Here is a 19,323-nt window from a genome sequence, read left to right as displayed (position 1 = left end):
TGGGACCGCACTTGCCTACTAGGAGGAACAATGCTCAAGAAGGTTGTCGCCGCTGCGGCTGCCACCGGTGGTCTGGTTCTCGCGGGTGCGGGCATGGCCGCCGCCGACGCGGGCGCCCAGGGCGCGGCCATCGGCTCCCCCGGTGTCCTGTCCGGCAACGTCGTCCAGGTTCCGGTTCACGTCCCGGTCAACGTCTGCGGCAACACCGTGAACGTCATCGGCCTGCTGAACCCGGCCTTCGGCAACACCTGCGTCAACGCCTGACGCTTCTGAAGTTCTGGCCCCGGAGCGCAATCCAGCGCTCCGGGGCCACCGGGCTTTTACGGCCCGGAAGCTCACTTCTTCGGCGTGACGGGCGGGGGAGCCCGTACGGCCCGCGCGCCGGACGGAACGTACACACCAGGGGACGAGTACAGATGCGACGACCGGTTCAGGTCACGAGGAAGACGCTGATCACGATGGCGGCCGCGGGAGGTGTCCTCGCGTTCGCCGGTGGTCAGGCCCAGGCGGACTCGGGCGCGTCGGGGCACGCCGCGAACTCTCCGGGCCTCCTGTCCGGGAACAACGTGCAGGCACCGGTGGACGCGCCGGTGAACGTGTGCGGCAACACGGTGACGGTGGTGGGGGGCCTGAACCCGGCCTTCGGCAACCGCTGCGCCAACGAGTCGGCCAAGCCGCAGCACCCGGGACACCCCGGTAACCCGGGCCACCCCGGCGGCGGGCACGACGAGCCGTGCGACGACGACGATCACCCGGGCCACCCCGGAAACCCGGGCAATCCGGGTACCCCGGGCCACCCCGGAACCCCGGGTCACCCCGGTACTCCGGGCCACCCCGGAACCCCGGGCCACCCCGGAACCCCGGGCCACCCCGGAACCCCGGGCAATCCGGGTACCCCGGGCGGGCACACCCCGGGCAACCCGGGCGGGCACACGCCGGGCAACCCGGGCGGGCACACGCCGGGCAACCCGGGCGGCCAGACCCCCGGCAACCCTGGCAGCCACACTCCGGGAAGCCCCGGCGGGCAGACTCCGGGCCACCCCGGCGCGCATACCCCCGGCAACCCCGGCGGCCAGCCGACCGGCGCGCAGACGCCCGGCCCGAGGGCCGGGGCCGGCCTCGCCGCCACGGGCGCGGGTGACGCCCTGACGGCCGGCGTACCGCTGGCCGGCGGGCTGCTGCTGGCCGGCGCCGTGCTCTACCGGCGCGCCCGCAACTCCGCCTGACGGGCCCTCACGACGCGGGCCCCCTTCCCGGGGCCCGCGTCACCAGGTCGCGCGCAGCTGGCGGATGATCCGGCGGCGCAACCGGGCCCGGCGGCTGCCGTCCCGGTACAGGGTCAGGCGGTCCAGCTCCCAATTTCCGTATTCCGCATGATCGGTCAGCAGGCGGGTCGCCTCCTTGCGGGGCGTACCTCGGGGCACGTACACGTCGACGAATTCGTATTCCGGCATCGCATCTATTGTGCGGGCACCGGCCCGCTACGGATAGCGTCTGCACTATGTCTGATGCCGCTCTGCCCACTGTTGCCGAGGTACGCGCCGCCGCCGAGGCGGTCAAGGCCGCACTCGACCGTCACCTCGCCGCGGTCGAGAGCAGGATCGGGGACGAGGACCCGGCCGTCTACGCCGCCTTCAACGAACTCGCCGCCGCGGCCGAGGAGTACGACGAACTCCTCTACGACCGCTACGACGAGGTGACCCCCTTCGAGATCCCCACACCCGAGACCGGTGCCCCGTACACCGGCCCCGCCGAGCCCGCCGCGTTCAGCGTGCTCATCCGCCGTGACTACGCCGTCGTCGAACCGGCGCGGCTGATCGCCCAGGCCGAACGGGTCGCCGCGCACGACCGGGACGCCGAACTCCTCGACGACGGCGGGACCGCCGGAGCGCTCGGCGTGCTCTTCGGGGAGTACGAGCCCGACGAGATCGCCTCCCGCTACAAGGAGTTCGGCCTGGAGGAGGGCGATTCCACCCTCTGGATCGCCGCCCTGGAGGAGGTCGCGGAACCGGGGGACTGGCTCAACTCGCCGTTCGGGCAGGCCGATCCCCAGGACGTGCTGCACCGCTTCGAAGTGAGCTCCGTCTTCGACGAGGAGGCCGACTTCGACGACGACGCCGACGACGAGGAGAGCCCCGCCGAGTCCGGTCTCGCCCCGGCCTGACCCCCTCCTCCGACGCCGCCCACCCCGCGCCCCGCCCGCCGACACCGGCCGGCGGGGCGCGGTCTTCGTCCCCGAACCGCTACGGCTGCTCCTCCTGCGCGGCCGCCAGGGCCCGCAGGAGACCCGTCAGCCGGGTCGTACGCGGCTTCGGCAGCCCCTGCGCCACCGCGCGCGGCAGCGCCTCCTCCACCCCGTGGACCACGGACAGGTGCCGCTCGGCCCGCCCGAACGCCGTGTACACCCAGTCCCGGGACAGGGCCTGCGCCGCGTCCCCCGGCAGTACGGCGACCACCGCCGGCCAGCGCCGGCCGACCGCCTGGTGCGCCGTCACCGCCCAGCCGTGCCGGACCTGGGCCTCCACCCGGTCCTGCGGTACGACGACCCGCGCGCCCCCCGCGTCCAGGTGCAGCCCCTGCGCGTCGGCCGACACCACCCGGGCCGGCAGCGCCCGCCCGGGCGACGGCACGTGGACCACCCGGTCGCCCGGGTCGAAGCCGGCGAACCGGCCCGGGCCGGGGTTCAGCCGCTCCTTGAGGGCCGCGTTCAGCGCCCGGGTCCCCGCCGGGCCGCCGTGGCCCGGGACGATGACCTGCACCTCCTCGGCCGGGATCCCGAAGGCGCGCGGCACCGACTCGGCCACCAGCTGCACGGTGCGGTGCACGGCCTCGCCGGCGTCCCGCACGGGGACGATGACGACCTCCTTGCCGGGGGCGTCGACCCGGTTCAGCTCCCCGACGCCGATCCCCGAGACCAGCTCGCCGATCGGGCCGGGGTCCGGGGTGCGGGACACCACCTGCGGGAAGGCGCGGGCGGCCAGCACGTCGGCGAACACCCGGCCGGGCCCGGCCGATCCGAGCACCCCGGGGTCGCCGGAGAGCACCAGGCGGGCCCCGTCGGGCACGGACTCCACCAGCGCGGCGGCCTGCTCCACGTCCAGCTGCGGGGCGTCCAGGACGATCAGCAGGTCCAGGTCGAAGCGGCCGTCGGAGTCCCGCCCGGGGCCCTCCGTGCCGGCGAGCAGGCCGGCCACGGTGACGGCGTCCGGCGCGGGGGCGTGCGCGGCGAGGACGGCGCGCAGGCCGAGCCGCCGGGCGGCCGCCAGCAGGGCCGCCGGTTCGGCGCGGGCGGCCTCGCCGCCGGTGTGGGTGACCAGGCCGTGGCCCGCGACGGCCCGCACCAGCTCGGCCGCGGGGCCGTCGGCCACCGCCGACCAGTCCGCCGGCCCGGCGAAGGTGCCCGCGAGACGGGCCAGGCCGTCCGCGAGGGCCTCCTCGGCCAGGGCGTGCGCCTCCAGGCCCACGAGGAGCCGTACGGGCGGCTCCTCGTCCTCGGCGGCGGGCGGGCCCAGCGGCTCGTGGAACACCAGGACCGCGCCGTCGCCGATGGCCGCCTCCAGGGTCTCGGCGGGGGCCGGTACCCCGTACTGGGCGAGGGCCTTCTCCAGGACCGGGGCCTCCAGGGCGGTGTGCCCCTTGGCGGCGGCCTGGTCCAGCAGCCAGCCCAGCAGGGCGGCGCCGCGGCGCTCGTCGGCGGGACCGGCGGCGGGGCCGAGCAGGGCCTGCGCGAAGCCGTCCGCCTGCGTCGGGCGCACCCCGGAGACGGCGAGCAGCCGCCAGGGGTCCTCGGTGAGCTGCTCGGCCGCGCCCTCGCCGAGGACGGCGGCGGTCTGGCCGGCCAGCGCCTCGGGGGCCCCGCCGCGGGCGAGGACGGCGCGGACGGCACCGATGTCCGCGACGGCGGGGGCGGGTGTGGGGGGCGCCGCGGCCGGGCGGGGCTGCGGGGGAGCGGGGGCCGCCTTGCGGGGGGCGGCGGGGGCCTCGTCGAAGTAGAGGGGGGCGGGCGGCTTGGCGCCGCTCTCCACGGCCCGTACGGCGGCCAGCAGGTCGGCGGCCCTGCCGCTGAGCTTGGCGCCGGCGTCGACGGGCCCCTCGCGCTCCGCCTTCCGCCGGGCGATCCGCTCCCGCTCGACCTTCTGCGCGGCCAACTCGGCCTGCGCCTCGCTCACCTGCGCCGCCGCCTCCGCCCCGGCGCCGTCCTGCCCGTGCTCGGCCCCTGCGGTTCCCGTCCCGGCGCCGTCCCGCCCGTGCTCGGCCCCGGTCGGCTCCCCGGCGTCGTCCTGTTCCGCGTCGGGGTCAGCGTCGGGCCCTGCGGGGCTTTCCCCCACCCCGCCCCTTCCCGAAACCAGGGGCTCCGCCCCTGGACCCCCACCGGCCTGCGGCCGGTCGGCGTCCGGTTCCCTGGACTGGGTCCCGTCGGCGTCCTGTTCGCCGGCCTGGGGCTCGTGGGCATCCGGTTCGCCGGCCTGCGGCCTGTGGGCGTCCGCTTCATCGGTCTGCGGCTCGTCGGCGTCCGGGCCGTGGCCCGGGCCCGCGGGATCGGTCACGCCGTCGCCAGAGTCGGTCTCCGCCGCGCCGGACCCCAGCTCGTCGGCCGCGTCCGCCGGCCCGGCGGTGTCCGCCGCGCCGGCCGGAGCCGGGTCGGTGCCGCCGTCACGCCCCTCGGCGTCCGCCGGGTCGGTACCGCCGTCACGGACCTCGGCGTCCGCGGGGTCGGTACCGCCGTCACGGACCTCGGCGTCCGCCGGGCCGGCAGCGGCCCCGGTGGGGGAGGGCTCCCCGGTCCCGGCCCCGGCGGCGCGCTCAGGGGCCTCCGGCCCGGCGGCGGCTTCGTACGGGTCCTCCGCGGCAGCGGGGTTGGCGGGGTCGGGGGCCGTGCTCACAGCGTGCTCCAGTCCTGATCCGGGTAGCGGTGCACGGGCGCCGACACGTCGTCCAGCGCCCGGCGGATCTCCTCCGGAAGGGTAAGGGCCTCCACCGACAGTGCCGCCCCGAGCTGCGCGGCCGTCCGGGCGCCGACGATCGGGGCGGCCACCCCCGGCCGGTCACGGATCCAGGCCAGCGCCACCTGGAGCGGGGTGACCGCCAGCCCCTGCGCGGCCGTGACCACGGCGTCCACGATCAGGCCCGCCGCCTCGTCCAGGTACGGCTCCACCAGCGCGGCCAGCGCCGGCGACGCGCCCCGGGAGTCGGCCGGCGTCCCGTCGCGGTACTTGGCCGTCAGCACCCCGCGGCCCAGCGGGGAGGAGGGCAGCAGACCCACCCCCAGATCCAGCGCCGCCGGGAGCACCTCGCGTTCCACGCCCCGCTGGAGCAGCGAGTACTCCATCTGGGTGGAGGCCAGCCGGGTCCGCGTCCCGGGCGCGCCGAGCTGCCACGTCGCGGCCTTCGCCAGCTGCCAGCCGCTGAAGTTCGACACGCCCGCGTACCGGGCCCGCCCGCTGGACACGGCCAGGTCCAGGGCCTGGAGGGTCTCCTCCAGCGGGGTGTGCGGGTCGAAGGCGTGGACCTGCCACAGGTCCACGTAGTCGGTGCCGAGGCGGTCCAGGGAGTCGTCCAGGGCGGCCAGGAGGTGTCCGCGCGAGCCGTTGAAGCGGCGGTCGGGGTCCGGGACGCTGCCCGACTTCGTCGCGATGACGACGTCCCGGCGCGGCAGCACGGAGCCCACCAGCTGCCCGAGCAGGTACTCGGCCTCTCCGGCGCCGTACACGTCGGCCGTGTCGACGAGCGTGCCGCCCGCCTCCCAGAACGTCTTCAACTGCTCGGCGGCGGTTTCCTCGCCGGTGTCACGGCCCCAGGTCAGGGTGCCGAGGCCGATCCGGGAGACGCGCAGTCCGGTGCGGCCGAGATGCCTCTGCTCCATGAGCGCTGAGACTACTGGGGCACTGACGCGGGGCCGTTTGGCGCGCTACAGTCCCCCGCAGACCCACGTTACTGATCGGTAAACCGGTACATCCGTTAGGGGACGACACATGCGGCTCGGCATCAATCTCGGCTACTGGGGTGCGGGCATGGACGCCGACAACCTGGCCGTCGCCCAGGAGGCCGACCGGCTCGGCTACGACGTCTGCTGGGCGGCCGAGGCCTACGGCTCCGACGCCGCGACCGTGCTCGCCTGGGTGGCCGCCCAGACGGAGCGGATCGACGTCGGCTCGGCCATCTTCCAGATCCCGGCCCGCCAGCCCGCGATGACGGCCATGACCGCCGCCACCCTGGACTCCCTCACCAAGGGCCGCTTCCGGCTCGGCCTCGGCGTCTCCGGCCCGCAGGTCTCCGAGGGCTGGTACGGCGTGAAGTTCGACAAGCCGCTCGCCCGCACCCGCGAGTACGTGGAGATCGTCCGCAAGGCCATGTCCCGCGAACGGCTGAGCTTCGACGGCGAGCACTGGACCCTCCCGCTGCCCGGCGGCCCCGGCAAGCCGCTCAAGCTGACCGTGCACCCCGAACGTCCCCACATCCCGCTCTACATCGCCGCCATCGGCCCCAAGAACCTGGAGCAGACCGGCGAGATCGCGGACGGCGCCCTGCTGATCTTCCCGGCCGCCGAGCACCTGGAGGAGACCGCCCTGCGGCACATCCGCGCGGGCCGCGAGAAGGCCGGGCTGACGATGGACGGCTTCGACGTCTGCCCGACCGTCCCGCTGGCCCTCGGCGACGACGTGAACGCCCTCGCGGACGTGTTCCGCCCCTACACCGCGCTCTACGTCGGCGGCATGGGCAGCCCGAAGCAGAACTTCTACAACCAGCTCGCCCAGCGCATGGGCTACGAGAAGGAGGCCGCCGAGATCCAGGCCAAGTACCTGGGCGGCGACAAGGCCGGGGCGGCCGCCGCGGTCCCGCACTCGCTGATCGACTCGACCACCCTGCTCGGCTCCGTGGAGCGCATCGCGGACGGGATGCGGGCCTACGCCGACGCCGGGGTCACCACCCTCACGCTGGCCCCGGCAGGCTTCACCCTCGACGAGCGCCTCGCCGCCCTGCGGGCGGGCACCGAGGCCCTGGAACTCGCCGGCCTGGCCTGACCGGGGGGCCGTCGTCGGACCGAGTCCGACGCGGCCGCCCGCAGCCTGCGCAGCAGTGCGGGGACGGCGTCCAGAAGGAGTCAGCGGCCGTGGTGGGGGCTCGGGGGGTCTTCCCCGCCACGGCCGACACAGCGAACAACGCCCGGCCCGCCCCCGGGGTTACGCCCCGCCGGGCGCCCGCCGGTTTCGTTCATTCGGCCGAGTGCGGCCACGCATCGGTTGCCCGCCCGGTCGATCCGCATTTGACTCGTTGCATGCTCTCAGCCCGCAGCCTGTTCCACGAGATCGTCGACCACGACGACTCCTTCCAGCTGTTCTGCTCCATCGCCGCCAGCGGGGAGTCCCAGGGCGGCTGGGAGAACGCCCGCATCGCCGCCCTCGTCCCCGACGGCATGCGCGAACTGGCCCCCAAGATCACCCGGCACGGCGCCGACGAGGACAAGCACGGCCGGATCTTCCGGGCCCTGCTGCGCAAGCGCGGCCTGCCCGCCGTCCCCGTCCCGCCCGAGACCGACTACACCATGCTGCTGGAACGCCGCGGCATCGGCCTCGCGCACGACAAGCTGCGCCGCGACGAGCCCCTCAGCGAGGAGGACATCGTCGTCTACCTCGCCCACAGCCGGGTCACCGAACAGCGCGCCTCCGAGCAGATGGTGATGCTGCTGCGCCACTTCGGCGACCACCCCGAGGTCGGCAAGGCCGTCCGCGTCATCAGCAACGACGAGGACAACCACCTCGCGTACTGCCACGAGGAACTGCTCCGCCTCGCCCGCCAGGGGCACGGCCGGACCATCCAGCGCGTGCTGCGCGAGAGCGCCCTCGCCGAGATCGGCGTCTACCGGGACGTCAGCCTCGCCGTCATGGACCACATGGGCCGGCTCCTGCGCTGGCCCGCGCCCAAGGCCGCCGCCCTCGCCGCGGGCATCCGCGCGGTGTACGCGTACGAGCGGTTCAGCGGCTGGCACCGCATGGTCGGCCTGCGCCCGCCGGAGCGGCGCGACCCGCTGGGCGGCGGCGTACCGAGGACCACCCACGAGTTCGCCTGAACCCCGCCGCGGAACGCGGGAGGGCTCACAGCCAGCCGCGCCGCTTGAACATCCTGTGCAGGGCCAGGCACAGCCCCGCCATGAGCACCACCACAGCCGGATAGCCCCAGGGCTGGCGCAGCTCCGGCATGTGGTCGAAGTTCATCCCGTAGATCCCCGCCACCATCGTCGGCACGGCCGCCATCGCCGCCCAGGCGGAGATCTTGCGCATGTCGTCGTTCTGCCGGACGCCCATCTGCGCCAGGTGCGCGGACAGGGCGTCCGACAGCAGCCGGTCCAGGCCCTCGATGTACTCGTTCGCCTTCGTCAGGTGGTCGGCCACGTCCCGGAAGAACGGCCGGGCGTGGTCGTGCACGAAGGGCACGTTCCCGAAGGCGAGCCGGTCCATCGGCTGGAGCAGCGGGCTCGTCGCCCGGCGGAACTCCAGCACCTGCCGCTTGAAGCCGTAGATCCGGGCCGCGGTGCCCTTGGACGAGTCCGGGGCGTTCGGCGCGAACACCTCGGCCTCCAGCTCCTCCAGGTCCGCCTGGAGCTCGGCCGCCACCTCGATGTAGTGGTCCACCACCGCGTCGGACACCGCGTACAGCACCGCCGTCGGGCCGTGCCGCAGCACGTCCGGCTCCTGCTCCAGCCGGTGGCGCACGGCCGCCAGCGCGGCCCCCTCGCCGTGCCGCACCGTGACCACGAAGGAGTCACCGATGAACACCATCAGCTCGCCCGTGGTCACCGTGTCCTCGTCGTCGTCGTACAGCACCGGCTTGAGCACCACGAACAGCGAGTCGTCGTACACCTCCAGCTTCGGCCGCTGGTGCGCCGTCAGCGCGTCCTCCACCGCCAGCTTGTGCAGCCCGAACTCACGGCTCACCCGTTCGAACTCCGCGGGCGTCGGCTCGTGCATCCCCACCCACAGGAAGGCGTCACCGTGCGCCCGGGCCTCCTCCAGCGCGGCGGAGAAGTCCTCCGGAGCCCGCGAGCGGCGGCCGTCCCGGTACATCGCGCAGTCGACAATCACGCCGGGCATTCTTCCCCGACCCGCGCCCGCCCGCACGCCGACGTCACCGCATACCCTGCATGCATGGCCACGCTGATCCTCGTACGACACGGGCGGTCCACCGCCAACACCGCAGGTCTGCTCGCCGGATGGACCCCGGGAGTGGCCCTCGACGAACACGGCGCCGGGCAGGCCGCCGCCCTGCCCGCAAGGCTCGACGGGATCCCCCTCGCCGCCGCCGTCTCCAGCCCGCTCCAGCGCTGCCGGGAAACCCTGGCCCCGCTGCTCGCGGCCCGCCCCGACCTGCCCCTGCACACCGACGAGCGGATCGGCGAGTGCCACTACGGCGACTGGTCGGGCCGCAAGCTCTCCGAACTCGCCGACGAACCCCTGATGAAGATCGTCCAGCAGCACCCCTCGGCCGCGGCCTTCCCCGGCGGCGAGTCCATGCGCGCCATGCAGGCCCGCGCCGTGGACGCCGTACGCGAATGGAACGCGCGGATCGAGGAGGAGCACGGCCCCGGCGCCGCCTTCCTCATGTGCTCCCACGGCGACATCATCAAGTCCCTCGTCGCCGACGCCCTCGGCATGCACCTCGACCTCTTCCAGCGGATCCACGTCGACCCCTGCTCGGTCACCGCGATCCGCTACACCCCCACCCGTCCCTTCCTGCTGCGCCTCGGCGACACCGGCGACCTGGCCCCGCTGATCCCGCGCCCGGCCGCCTCCGCCGACTCCGAGACCGAGGGCGGCGGCAACGCCGTCGTGGGGGGCGGCGCGGGCGCGGCCTGATCGAACGGAGCAGTAGGGTGGCAGGGCCAACAGCACACGAGCAGCCCTGCCCCTGCCTCAGACTTGGAGACTGGACGTGCCCCGTCAGGTGTTCCTTTACGACCCCCCGGACCGCTTCGTGGCCGGCACGGTCGGTCTGCCTGGACGCCGGACCTTCTTCCTCCAGGCCTCCTCGGGCGCCCGCGTCACCAGCGTGTCCCTGGAGAAGACCCAGGTCGCGGCGCTGGCCGAGCGGATGGACGAACTGCTCGACGAGGTCGTGCGGCGCACCGGCGGCAACGCGCCCGTCCCGGCCGTGGCCCCCGCCGAGGCCGCCGACACCGCACCGCTGGACGTCCCCGTCGAGGAGGAGTTCCGCGTCGGCACCATGGCCCTCGCCTGGGACGGCGAGGAACAGCGGATGATCGTCGAGGCGCAGGCGCTCGTCGAACTGGAGGCGGAATCCGAGGAGGACCTCGCCGAGGCGGAGGAACGCCTGCTCCAGGACGAGGAGAACGGCCCGCCGATGCTGCGGGTCCGCCTCTCCGGCGCCCAGGCCCGGGCCTTCGCCAAGCGGGCCCTCGACGTGGTCAACGCGGGCCGGCCGCCGTGCCCGCTGTGCAGCCTGCCCCTCGACCCCGAAGGGCACGTCTGCCCCCGCCAGAACGGGTACCGGCGCCAGGCGTGAGCGAGGTGACCCCGATAGAGGAGCTGCTCACCCGCGGTGAGCTCACCGTCCGCGGCCGCATCACCGAGGCCTCCAACGCGGTCCTGCTGTGCACCGTCGCCCACGAGGGGCGCAGCGCCGAGTGCGTCTACAAGCCCGTCAAGGGCGAGCGGCCGCTGTGGGACTTCCCCGACGGGAACCTCGCCCGGCGCGAGCGCGCCGCCTATCTGGTCTCCGAGGCCACCGGGTGGGGGCTGGTGCCCACCACCGTGCTGCGCGACGGCCCGTACGGAGAGGGCATGGTCCAGCACTGGATCGAGGCCGGAGAACAGCCGGAATCCGCACTGCTGGCCCTGGTCGAGGGCGAGGAGGCGGGGGAGGGCTGGAAGCCGGTCGCCCTCGCCGAGGTCGGGGAGGGCCGCACCGCCCTCCTCGTGCACGCCGACGACCCCAGGCTGCGCCGCCTCGCCGTACTGGACGCCGTGATCAACAACGGCGACCGCAAGGGCGGCCACCTGCTGCCCGCGCCGGACGGCCGGCTCTACGGGATCGACCACGGCGTGAGCTTCCACACGGAGGACAAGCTCCGCACCCTGCTCTGGGGCTGGGCGGGGGAGCCGCTCACGGAGGAGGCCCGCGAGGTCCTGGGGTCGCTGGAGGAACAGCTGGCCGACGGGGCGCCGCTCGCCACCCGGCTGGGCGAACTGATCACCCCCGTCGAGCTGGCCGCCGTACGGGCCCGCGTGGCGCAGTTGCTGCGGGACGGGAGGCATCCGCAGCCGTCCGGTCAGTGGCCCTCGATCCCCTGGCCGCCCGTCTGAGCAGGGACGTCCGCGGATGATCGCGGACGCACAGAACCGGCCAGACCGCAAGAGCGCCGATCAAGCCAACAGTGCTGGTCCCATTCGTTTCCGGAACACTCGTCCGGTTAGGCTCGAGCCATGCATGCCTGGCCCGCTTCTGAGGTCCCCGCCCTGCCCGGCAAGGGCCGCGACCTCCAGATCCACGACACCGCGACCCAGGGGACGATCACCCTCGACCCCGGTCCCGTCGCACGCCTCTACGTCTGCGGTATCACCCCGTACGACGCGACCCACATCGGTCACGCGGCGACCTACAACGCGTTCGACCTCGTGCAGCGCGTGTGGCTCGACAACAAGCGGCAGGTCCACTACGTCCAGAACGTCACGGACGTGGACGATCCGCTGCTGGAGCGGGCGCTGCGCGACGGGCACGACTGGACCGAGCTCGCCGAACGCGAGACGGCCCTCTTCCGCGAGGACATGACCGCCCTGCGCATGCTGCCGCCGCGGCACTACATCGGCGCCGTCGAGGCCATACCGGGCATCGTGCCGCTGGTGGAGCGGCTCCGGGACGCGGGCGCCGCGTACGAGCTCGAAGGCGACGTCTACTTCTCGGTGGAGGCCGACCCGAACTTCGGCGGTGTCTCCCACCTCGACGCCGCAGCGATGCGGGCCCTGTCCGCCGAGCGCGGCGGCGACCCCGACCGCCCGGGCAAGAAGAACCCGCTCGACCCGATGCTGTGGATGGCCGCCCGCGAGGGCGAGCCGAGCTGGGACGGCGGCTCCCTGGGCCGCGGCCGGCCGGGCTGGCACATCGAGTGCGTGGCCATCGCCCTGGAGCACCTGGGCATGGGCTTCGACATCCAGGGCGGCGGGTCCGACCTGGCGTTCCCGCACCACGAGATGGGCGCCTCGCACGCGCAGGCCCTGACGGGCGAGTTCCCGATGGCCAAGGCGTACGTCCACGCGGGCATGGTCGCGCTGCACGGCGAGAAGATGTCGAAGTCCAAGGGCAACCTCGTCTTCGTCTCCGCCCTGCGGCGGGCCGGGGTGGACCCCGCGGCCATCCGCCTGGCCCTGCTCGCGCACCACTACCGCGCGGACTGGGAGTGGACCGACGACGTCCTCGCGCAGGCGCAGGCCCGTCTGGCGCGCTGGCGCGCGGCCGTGTCCCGGCCGGACGGCCTGCCGGCCGAGGCACTGGTGGAGGAGGTCCGCGCGGCCCTGGCCGACGACCTGAACGCGCCGGCGGCGCTGGCGGCCGTGGACGCGTGGGTGGACGCCCAGAACGCCTCCGACGGCGACGACGAGTCGGCCCCGGGCCTGGTCTCGCGCACGGTCGACGCCCTGCTGGGCGTGGCCCTGTAGCACCGGCTGCCATGCCCCCGGCTCCGCCCGAGCTCGGGGGCATCGCCGTACCCGGAGCCTGGTCGTGTGCGGGTGGGTGGGCCGCTGCGCGGAGCGGTCCCCTACCCGCCCTTCCACCGTTCCCAGGGGTGCTGCCCCTGACCCCGGTACGGGCGCTGCGCGCCCGTCGCCTCAATCGTCGGCGGGGCTGATTTCAGCCCCGCCGGCGCTTGGGGCGCGGGTAGGGCGGAGCCCGGGGAACGGGCGAAGGGCGGGTAGGGGACCGCTCCGCGCAGCGGCGCCCACAGCCCGCCCCGCGGGGTTACGGCTCGGGGGTGTCCCCCGGTTCCTCCGGGTCCGGCGGCGTGACCGGGGGCTGCGGGTCCTCCCCGGAGGGGTCACGGCGGCGGGCCGGCCGCGTCAGGCCGCTGGAGGTGTCCCGCAGGTACGAGCCGTCACCCGGCTGCTCCGCGGCAGCGGAAGGGTCCCGCCGCCGCAGGTACCGCTCGAACTCCCGCGCGATGGCGTCCCCCGACGCCTCCGGCAGATCGGCCGTGTCCCGCGCCTCCTCCAGCGTCTGGACGTACTCCGCCACCTCGCTGTCCTCGGCGGCCAGTTGGTCCACGCCCAGCTGCCACGCCCGCGCGTCCTCCGGGAGCTCCCCGAGCGGGATCCGGATGTCGATCAGGTCCTCCAGCCGGTTCAGCAGCGCCAGCGTCGCCTTCGGGTTCGGCGGCTGGGACACGTAGTGCGGCACCGCCGCCCACAGCGACACCGCCGGGACCCCCGCATGCGTACAGGCCTCCTGGAGGACGCCCACGATCCCCGTGGGGCCCTCGTACTTCGTCTCCTCCAGGTCCATCGTCCGCGCCAGGTCCGCGTCCGAGGTCACCCCGCTCACCGGCACCGGCCGCGTGTGCGGGGTGTCGCCCAGCAGCGCGCCCAGGATGACGACCATCTCGACGCCCAGCTCGTGCGCGAACCCGAGCAGCTCGTTGCAGAACGACCGCCACCGCATGGACGGCTCGATGCCCCGTACGAGCACCAGGTCGCGCGGCTTCGTGCCGCCGATGCGGACCACCGAGAGCCGCGTCGTGGGCCAGGTGATCTTCCTGACCCCGTTGTCCAGCCACACCGTCGGCCGGTTGACCTGGAAGTCGTAGTAGTCCTCGGCGTCCAGCGCCGCGAAGACCTCGCCCTTCCACTCCCGGTCCAGGTGCGCCACCGCACCGGAGGCGGCGTCTCCCGCGTCGTTCCAGCCCTCGAACGCGGCCACCATGACCGGGTCGATCAGCTCGGGCACGCCCTCAAGCTCGATCACCCAGGTCTCCTTCCGAAGTTCCTTGCGTACGTGGGCCAGCCTAAGCCTTCGGGGTACGTCGGCCACAGCCCACGACAGAGGGGCGGTTCCCCTCGGAACCGCCCCTCTTCCCCACCCGCGTACGAGCTATGCCTTGCGGCCCAGCATCTCCTCGACGCGGGCCCGTACGGCCTCGTCGTCCAGGCCGCGGACGGTCACCGTCGTACGGCGGCGCAGCACGTCGTCGACCGTCTCGGCCCACTCGTTGTCACGGGCGTAGGCGACCTGCGCCCAGATCTCCGGACCGTCCGGGTGGATGCGCTCGGCCAGCGCCGGGTCCTCGTTCGCCAGGCGGGCGATGTCGAAGGCGAGCGAGCCGTAGTGCGAGGCCAGGTGGCGGGCGGTCAGCGGGTCCATGCGGGCGCCGGGCTCGCGGTCCACGAGCAGGCGGTGCGCCACCGCGTTCGGGTTGGCGACACCGGGCAGCGGGACGCGGCGCACGAGGGACTTCACCGGCTCCATGTCGTCGGTCAGCGGGCTGCCCGGGAGCTTGGCGAGCTTGTCCATGACCACGCGGCCGATGTGCCGGTACGTGGTCCACTTGCCGCCGGCCACGGACAGCATGCCGCCCGCGCCCTCGGAGACGACCGTCTCGCGCTTGGCCTTCTCGACGCCGCCGGGGCCGCCGGGGAGCACGCGCAGGCCGGCGAAGGCGTACGTCATCAGCGAGCGGTCGAGGTCGGCGTCCTTGATGGAGAACGCGGCCTCGTCCAGGATCTGCTCGATGTCCTTCTCGGTGGCGCGCACGTCCGCCGGGTCGCCCTCGTACACCTCGTCGGTGGTGCCGAGGAGCAGCTGGTCCTCCCACGGGAGGGCGAAGGTGATGCGGTACTTGTCGATCGGGGTGGCCATGGCGGCCTTCCACGGCGACTTGCGCTTCATGACGATGTGCGCCCCCTTGGAGAGGCGGATCGACGGCATCGCGTGCTTGTCTTCCATGCGCCGCAGGTGGTCCACCCACGGGCCGGTGGCGTTGAGCACGACGCGCGCGTCGACCCCGAACTCGGTGCCGTCCAGGCGGTCCTTGAGCTCGGCGCCGCTGACCCGGCCGCGCGTCATGCGCAGGCCGGTGACCTCGGCGTGGTTGAGGACGACCGCGCCGGACTCGACGGCCGCGCGGACCGTCATCACGGCGACGCGGGAGTCGTTCATCTGGTGGTCGTAGTAGACCGCGACGGCCTTGAGGTTGTCCGTCTTGAGGCCGGGGTTGTCGGCGACGGCACGGGCCGGCGATATGACCTTGCCCATGCCGTCGCCGAAGGCCGAGAGGGCGGAGTAGGCGAAGACGCCCGCGCCCAGCTTGGCCGCACCCACCGGACCGCCCTTGTAGACCGGCAGGTAGAAGGTGAGCGGGTTGACCAGGTGCGGGGCCACGTCCTTGGCCAGCACCCGCCGCTCGTGGTGGTTCTCCGCCACCAGCTTGACCGCGCCGGTCTGCAGGTAGCGCAGACCGCCGTGGACCAGCTTCGAGGAGGCCGAGGAGGTGGCGCCGGCGAAGTCGCCGGCGTCCACCATCGCAACCCGCAGACCCGACTGGGCGGCGTGCCAGGCCACCGAGGTGCCCAGGATCCCACCGCCGATGACCAGCAGGTCGTACGTGGCCTTCGAGAGCTGCTCACGGGTCTCCGCGCGGCTCGCGTTGGCACCGGAAGTCGGGTGCGTGCCCAGGGCGGGAACGCTCTGCAGGGTGCTCATATTTCTTTCAGCTCCTCGTCGATCGGCTCAGCCGGTGCGTCAGCTGGCGTCTTCGTCGTCGATCCAGCCCATGGACCGCTCGACGGCCTTGAGCCAGTTCTTGTACTCGCGGTCCCGCTGGTCGGCGGGCATCCGCGGGGTCCATTCCGCCGCGCGGCGCCAGTTGGCGCGCAGGGCGTCGGTGTCGGGCCAGAAGCCGACGGCCAGGCCGGCGGCGTAGGCGGCGCCGAGGCAGGTGGTCTCGGCGACCATCGGGCGCACCACGGGGGCGTCCAGGAAGTCCGAGAGCGTCTGCATCAGCAGGTTGTTGGAGGTCATGCCGCCGTCGACCTTGAGGGCCGACAGCTCGACGCCGGAGTCCTTGGTCATGGCGTCGGTGATCTCGCGGGTCTGCCAGGCGGTGGCCTCCAGGACGGCACGGGCGATGTGCGCCTTGGTGACGTACCGGGTGAGGCCGGCGATCACACCGCGGGCGTCGGAGCGCCAGTACGGGGCGAACAGGCCGGAGAAGGCCGGCACGAAGTAGGCGCCGCCGTTGTCCTCGACCGAGAGCGCGAGGGTCTCGATCTCGGCGGCGGTCTTGATCATGCCCATCTGGTCGCGCATCCACTGGACGAGCGAGCCGGTGACGGCGATGGAGCCCTCCAGGGCGTAGACCGGCTTCTGGTCGCCGATCTGGTAGCCGACCGTGGTCAGCAGGCCGCTGTAGGAGTTGATGATCTTGTCGCCGGTGTTCATCAGCATGAACGTGCCGGTGCCGTAGGTGGACTTCGCCTCGCCCTCGGCGAAACAGGTCTGCCCGAAGAGGGCGGCCTGCTGGTCACCGAGCGCCGAGGCGACCGGGACGCCGGCCAGGACGCCGTCCTTGACGTGGCCGTAGACCTCGGCGGAGGACTTGATCTCGGGGAGCACGTTGAGCGGGACGCCCATCGACTCCGCGATCTTCTCGTCCCAGGCCAGGGTGTGCAGGTTCATCAGCATGGTGCGCGAGGCGTTGGTGACGTCCGTGACGTGCGCACCGCCCTCGGCGCCACCGGTGAGGTTCCAGATGACCCAGGAGTCCATGGTGCCGAAGAGGATGTCGCCGGCCTCGGCGCGCTCGCGCAGGCCCTCGACGTTGTCGAGCAGCCAGCGGACCTTCGGACCGGCGAAGTAGCTCGCCAGCGGCAGGCCGGTCTCGCGGCGGAAGCGGTCCTGGCCGACGTTGCGGCCGAGCTCCTTGCACAGGGCGTCGGTGCGGGTGTCCTGCCAGACCAGTGCGTTGTGCACCGGCTCGCCGGTGTTCTTGTCCCACAGGACGGTGGTCTCGCGCTGGTTGGTGATGCCGACCGCCTTGACGTCGGCGGCGGTGATCTCGGCCTTGGCGATGGCCCCGGCGACGACCTCCTGGACGTTGGTCCAGATCTCGACGGCGTCGTGCTCGACCCAGCCCGGCTTCGGGAAGATCTGCTCGTGCTCCTTCTGGTCGACGGCCACGATGCGGCCGTCGCGGTCGAAGACGATGCAGCGGGAGGAGGTGGTGCCCTGGTCGATCGCGGCGATGAAGGGGCCGGTGCTGCTGGTCATGTGGCTGCTCCTGGCAGGTCTATGAGTAGGCGGAATCAGGATGCGGTGCGGATCTTACGAACGCGGGCCGATGCTGATCAGGCGAACGCGATGTTGTACAGACCGCCGGCGAGCGCGGCACCGACGAGCGGGCCGACCACCGGGATCCAGGAGTACCCCCAGTCCGAGCCGCCCTTGTTGGGCAGCGGGAGCAGGGCGTGGACTATGCGGGGACCGAGGTCGCGGACCGGGTTGATGGCGTAGCCGGTCGGACCGCCGAGGGAGAGGCCGATGCCGACGACAACGAAGGAGGTGATCAGGACGCCGACGACGCCGAGGCCCTTGCCGCCGTCCTGGAGGCCCTGCGTCAGGATCGCGATGACCAGGACGAAGGTGCCGATGATCTCCGTGGCGAGGTTCTGGACCACGTTGCGGATCTCGGGGCCGGTCGAGAAGATGCCGAGCACCGGGCCGGCCTGGTCGTGCGGGTGCGGGTCCTCGGGGCCGAGCTTGGCGTCCCTGATGTTCTCGGGGTCCGCCAGGTGCGCGGCGAACTGGCCGTAGTACGTGACCCACATCAGGACCGCGCCGAGCATGGCGCCCAGCAGCTGGCCCGCGAAGTAGACGGGGACGTCACCCCACTCGCCGGTCTTCACGGCGATGCCGACGGTGACCGCCGGGTTGAGGTGCGCGCCGGAGAGCGGCGCGGAGACGTAGGCGGCGATCAGGACCGCGAAGCCCCAGCCGAAGGTGATCGCGAGCCAGCCCGCGCCGCGGGCCTTGGAGCTCTTGAGCGTGAGGGCGGCGCACACGCCGCCGCCGAGCAGTGTGAGCAGGGCGGTACCGATGGTCTCGCCGATGAAGATGTCGGAGCTGGACACCCGCGACTCCTTTGTCTTACGTCCAGGGGTGGGCGGACACCGGGTCCCTCCGGTGGTCCACACACTCGGTGAGTGCTTCACCGGTCCATGGCCTCGCCACAGCCTAACGCGTATTGCCGGTAGCTGTTCGACAATGCCGACCGATGAACGGCAGTTTTCCGCCTGGGTGAAGAACGCGTCAAGGGCTGACCAGGTCAAAGAACCGGATCGTTACCACTCGGTACGATCGACCAAATCCAGCCACTGGCTGGTCGGAAAACGCCAAAGTCCACCCGAATGGCCCGTGAAGGCGGCCATGGGGTGGACCGAAGGCGTCAGGTCAAGCTCAGAACCGGCCCGCGCCGAGATCGCGCGAAACCGACCGCGCGCAGTCCCGTACGGAGGCCACCAGGGCCGGCCGGGGCTCCCCGGACTCCCCGCAGACCCGCTCCACGGCGCCCGCGACGGCAACCGCGCCCACCGGCATCCGGCGCCGGTCGTGGATGGGGGCGGCCACCGAGGCGACCCCCTCCCAGGTCTCCTCGACGTCCGACGCCCAGCCCCGCGCCCGGGTCAGGTCCAGCACGCCCTCGAAACCCGCCGCGTCGGTCACCGTGCGGGGCGTGAAGGCCTCCCGCTCCCCGTCCAGGGCCTCCGTGTGCGCCACCGGGTCGTAGGCGGACAGCACCTTGCCCAGGGCCGTGGAGTGCAGCGGCTGCATCGCCCCCACCTCCAGCACCTGACGGCTGTCGTCCGGCCGGAACACGTGGTGCATGATCAGCACCCCGCTCTGGTGCAGCACCCCCACGTACACGCTCTCGCCGCTGGCCCGCGCCAGGTCGTCCGTCCACACCAGCGCGCGGGCGCGCAGCTCGTGCACGTCCAGGTAGCTGTTCCCCAGCCGCAGCAGCTCCGCGCCCAGCTGGTAGCGCCCCGAAGCCGGGTCCTGCTCCACGAAACCCTCGGCCTGCAACGTGCGCAGGATCCCGTGCGCCGTGCCCTTGGCCAGGCCAAGGGAGGACGCCACGTCCGAGAGACCCAGCCGGCGTTCCCCGCCGGCCAGGAGCCGCAGCATCGCAGCGGCTCGTTCGAGCGACTGGATGTTCCGTGCCATCGCGCAGCCTCCTGCTGACGTAGTTCGACAATGCTGAACACTATCGGTCGATGTCGACCTCGTGCATGGTTGGGTGATTCCCGGTGCGGCGCGACCGGGGCA

At 73.3% G+C, this 19,323-nt stretch carries 18 protein-coding genes; 9 read left to right on the top strand and 9 right to left on the bottom strand.

Annotation, left to right across the window (positions count from 1 at the left end):
* Nucleotides 1–30 precede the first annotated feature (30 nt).
* Nucleotides 31–264, top strand: a complete 234-nt coding sequence (chpH, locus tag D1J60_RS07855; protein ID WP_125601690.1) for a chaplin ChpH — start codon at nucleotides 31–33, stop codon at nucleotides 262–264.
* A 152-nt stretch (nucleotides 265–416) separates the two neighbouring features.
* Nucleotides 417–1,226 (top strand): chaplin family protein, encoded by an 810-nt coding sequence (locus D1J60_RS07850; protein ID WP_125820616.1) that lies wholly within the window; start codon nucleotides 417–419, stop codon nucleotides 1,224–1,226.
* A gap of 39 nt (nucleotides 1,227–1,265) precedes the next feature.
* Here the strand turns inward: D1J60_RS07850 and D1J60_RS07845 are convergent, their stop codons facing one another.
* Nucleotides 1,266–1,454 (bottom strand): DUF5703 family protein, encoded by a 189-nt coding sequence (locus D1J60_RS07845; RefSeq protein ID WP_007263208.1) that lies wholly within the window; start codon nucleotides 1,452–1,454, stop codon nucleotides 1,266–1,268.
* Nucleotides 1,455–1,501: 47 nt separating this feature from the next.
* Between D1J60_RS07845 and D1J60_RS07840 the strand changes: the two genes are divergently transcribed.
* Nucleotides 1,502–2,164, top strand: a complete 663-nt coding sequence (locus D1J60_RS07840; RefSeq protein WP_125820615.1) for a hypothetical protein — start codon at nucleotides 1,502–1,504, stop codon at nucleotides 2,162–2,164.
* A 79-nt stretch (nucleotides 2,165–2,243) separates the two neighbouring features.
* Here D1J60_RS07840 and D1J60_RS07835 read toward each other — a convergent pair whose 3' ends face one another.
* Both D1J60_RS07835 and D1J60_RS07830 read right to left on the bottom strand, forming a co-directional pair.
* A complete protein-coding gene (locus D1J60_RS07835) occupies nucleotides 2,244–4,328 on the bottom strand; it encodes a helix-hairpin-helix domain-containing protein (protein WP_241253540.1) in 2,085 nt (694 codons plus the stop codon).
* A gap of 551 nt (nucleotides 4,329–4,879) precedes the next feature.
* Nucleotides 4,880–5,863, bottom strand: coding sequence for an aldo/keto reductase (locus D1J60_RS07830; RefSeq protein WP_125598804.1), 984 nt, complete (start codon nucleotides 5,861–5,863; stop codon nucleotides 4,880–4,882).
* A 109-nt stretch (nucleotides 5,864–5,972) separates the two neighbouring features.
* Between D1J60_RS07830 and D1J60_RS07825 the strand changes: the two genes are divergently transcribed.
* Entirely contained in the window at nucleotides 5,973–7,022 is a 1,050-nt protein-coding gene (locus D1J60_RS07825; RefSeq protein ID WP_125598808.1) for an LLM class F420-dependent oxidoreductase, read from the top strand.
* 254 nt (nucleotides 7,023–7,276) lie between these two features.
* The gene (locus tag D1J60_RS07820; protein ID WP_125820614.1) at nucleotides 7,277–8,068 is read left to right on the top strand and encodes a ferritin-like domain-containing protein; all 792 of its coding nucleotides are present in this window, start codon (nucleotides 7,277–7,279) and stop codon (nucleotides 8,066–8,068) included.
* Between the two features lie 25 nt (nucleotides 8,069–8,093).
* Here the strand turns inward: D1J60_RS07820 and corA are convergent, their stop codons facing one another.
* Nucleotides 8,094–9,089, bottom strand: coding sequence for a magnesium/cobalt transporter CorA (gene corA / locus D1J60_RS07815; protein ID WP_125598814.1), 996 nt, complete (start codon nucleotides 9,087–9,089; stop codon nucleotides 8,094–8,096).
* 54 nt (nucleotides 9,090–9,143) lie between these two features.
* Between corA and D1J60_RS07810 the strand changes: the two genes are divergently transcribed.
* From D1J60_RS07810 to mshC, 4 genes are all read left to right on the top strand, one after another.
* Nucleotides 9,144–9,851 carry a histidine phosphatase family protein gene (locus D1J60_RS07810; RefSeq protein WP_125598817.1) on the top strand — a complete coding sequence of 236 codons (708 nt, stop codon included), beginning with the start codon at nucleotides 9,144–9,146 and terminating at the stop codon, nucleotides 9,849–9,851.
* Between the two features lie 76 nt (nucleotides 9,852–9,927).
* Entirely contained in the window at nucleotides 9,928–10,518 is a 591-nt protein-coding gene (locus tag D1J60_RS07805) for a DUF3090 domain-containing protein (protein WP_125598820.1), read from the top strand.
* A gap of 5 nt (nucleotides 10,519–10,523) precedes the next feature.
* Entirely contained in the window at nucleotides 10,524–11,318 is a 795-nt protein-coding gene (locus D1J60_RS07800) for an SCO1664 family protein (RefSeq protein ID WP_125823913.1), read from the top strand.
* A gap of 120 nt (nucleotides 11,319–11,438) precedes the next feature.
* Nucleotides 11,439–12,668: a cysteine--1-D-myo-inosityl 2-amino-2-deoxy-alpha-D-glucopyranoside ligase gene (gene mshC, locus D1J60_RS07795; protein ID WP_125598826.1), complete on the top strand. Its 1,230-nt coding sequence runs from the start codon at nucleotides 11,439–11,441 to the stop codon at nucleotides 12,666–12,668.
* 301 nt (nucleotides 12,669–12,969) lie between these two features.
* Here the strand turns inward: mshC and D1J60_RS07790 are convergent, their stop codons facing one another.
* The 5 genes from D1J60_RS07790 to D1J60_RS07770 form a co-directional block, all read right to left on the bottom strand.
* The gene (locus D1J60_RS07790; RefSeq protein WP_125820613.1) at nucleotides 12,970–13,968 is read right to left on the bottom strand and encodes a PAC2 family protein; all 999 of its coding nucleotides are present in this window, start codon (nucleotides 13,966–13,968) and stop codon (nucleotides 12,970–12,972) included.
* Nucleotides 13,969–14,094: 126 nt separating this feature from the next.
* A complete protein-coding gene (locus D1J60_RS07785) occupies nucleotides 14,095–15,702 on the bottom strand; it encodes a glycerol-3-phosphate dehydrogenase/oxidase (protein ID WP_125598832.1) in 1,608 nt (535 codons plus the stop codon).
* A 39-nt stretch (nucleotides 15,703–15,741) separates the two neighbouring features.
* Complete coding sequence (gene glpK / locus D1J60_RS07780; protein WP_125820612.1) at nucleotides 15,742–17,268, bottom strand: glycerol kinase GlpK; 1,527 nt, start codon at nucleotides 17,266–17,268, stop codon at nucleotides 15,742–15,744.
* A gap of 77 nt (nucleotides 17,269–17,345) precedes the next feature.
* Nucleotides 17,346–18,128, bottom strand: coding sequence for an MIP/aquaporin family protein (locus D1J60_RS07775; protein WP_125598838.1), 783 nt, complete (start codon nucleotides 18,126–18,128; stop codon nucleotides 17,346–17,348).
* A gap of 325 nt (nucleotides 18,129–18,453) precedes the next feature.
* Nucleotides 18,454–19,221 carry an IclR family transcriptional regulator gene (locus D1J60_RS07770; protein ID WP_125820611.1) on the bottom strand — a complete coding sequence of 256 codons (768 nt, stop codon included), beginning with the start codon at nucleotides 19,219–19,221 and terminating at the stop codon, nucleotides 18,454–18,456.
* Nucleotides 19,222–19,323 lie beyond the last annotated feature (102 nt).

Source organism: Streptomyces sp. W1SF4 (assembly GCF_003950035.1).
Taxonomy (GTDB): Bacteria; Actinomycetota; Actinomycetes; order Streptomycetales; family Streptomycetaceae; genus Streptomyces; species Streptomyces racemochromogenes.
The sequence above is the reverse complement of the archived record's forward strand: the minus strand, read 5'-3'. Positions and strand labels throughout refer to the sequence as shown.

Bases quoted from the DNA above. Each gene is read 5' to 3' on its own strand.
- D1J60_RS07850 (WP_125820616.1), top strand. From the start codon at position 417: ATGCGACGACCGGTTCAGGTCACGAGGAAGACGCTGATCACGATGGCG.
- D1J60_RS07770 (WP_125820611.1), bottom strand. From the start codon at position 19,221: ATGGCACGGAACATCCAGTCGCTCGAACGAGCCGCTGCGATGCTGCGG.
- corA (WP_125598814.1), bottom strand. From the start codon at position 9,089: ATGCCCGGCGTGATTGTCGACTGCGCGATGTACCGGGACGGCCGCCGC.
- chpH (WP_125601690.1), top strand. From the start codon at position 31: ATGCTCAAGAAGGTTGTCGCCGCTGCGGCTGCCACCGGTGGTCTGGTT.
- mshC (WP_125598826.1), top strand. From the start codon at position 11,439: ATGCATGCCTGGCCCGCTTCTGAGGTCCCCGCCCTGCCCGGCAAGGGC.
- D1J60_RS07830 (WP_125598804.1), bottom strand. From the start codon at position 5,863: ATGGAGCAGAGGCATCTCGGCCGCACCGGACTGCGCGTCTCCCGGATC.
- D1J60_RS07845 (WP_007263208.1), bottom strand. From the start codon at position 1,454: ATGCCGGAATACGAATTCGTCGACGTGTACGTGCCCCGAGGTACGCCC.
- D1J60_RS07825 (WP_125598808.1), top strand. From the start codon at position 5,973: ATGCGGCTCGGCATCAATCTCGGCTACTGGGGTGCGGGCATGGACGCC.
- D1J60_RS07820 (WP_125820614.1), top strand. From the start codon at position 7,277: ATGCTCTCAGCCCGCAGCCTGTTCCACGAGATCGTCGACCACGACGAC.
- D1J60_RS07840 (WP_125820615.1), top strand. From the start codon at position 1,502: ATGTCTGATGCCGCTCTGCCCACTGTTGCCGAGGTACGCGCCGCCGCC.
- D1J60_RS07785 (WP_125598832.1), bottom strand. From the start codon at position 15,702: ATGAGCACCCTGCAGAGCGTTCCCGCCCTGGGCACGCACCCGACTTCC.
- D1J60_RS07810 (WP_125598817.1), top strand. From the start codon at position 9,144: ATGGCCACGCTGATCCTCGTACGACACGGGCGGTCCACCGCCAACACC.
- glpK (WP_125820612.1), bottom strand. From the start codon at position 17,268: ATGACCAGCAGCACCGGCCCCTTCATCGCCGCGATCGACCAGGGCACC.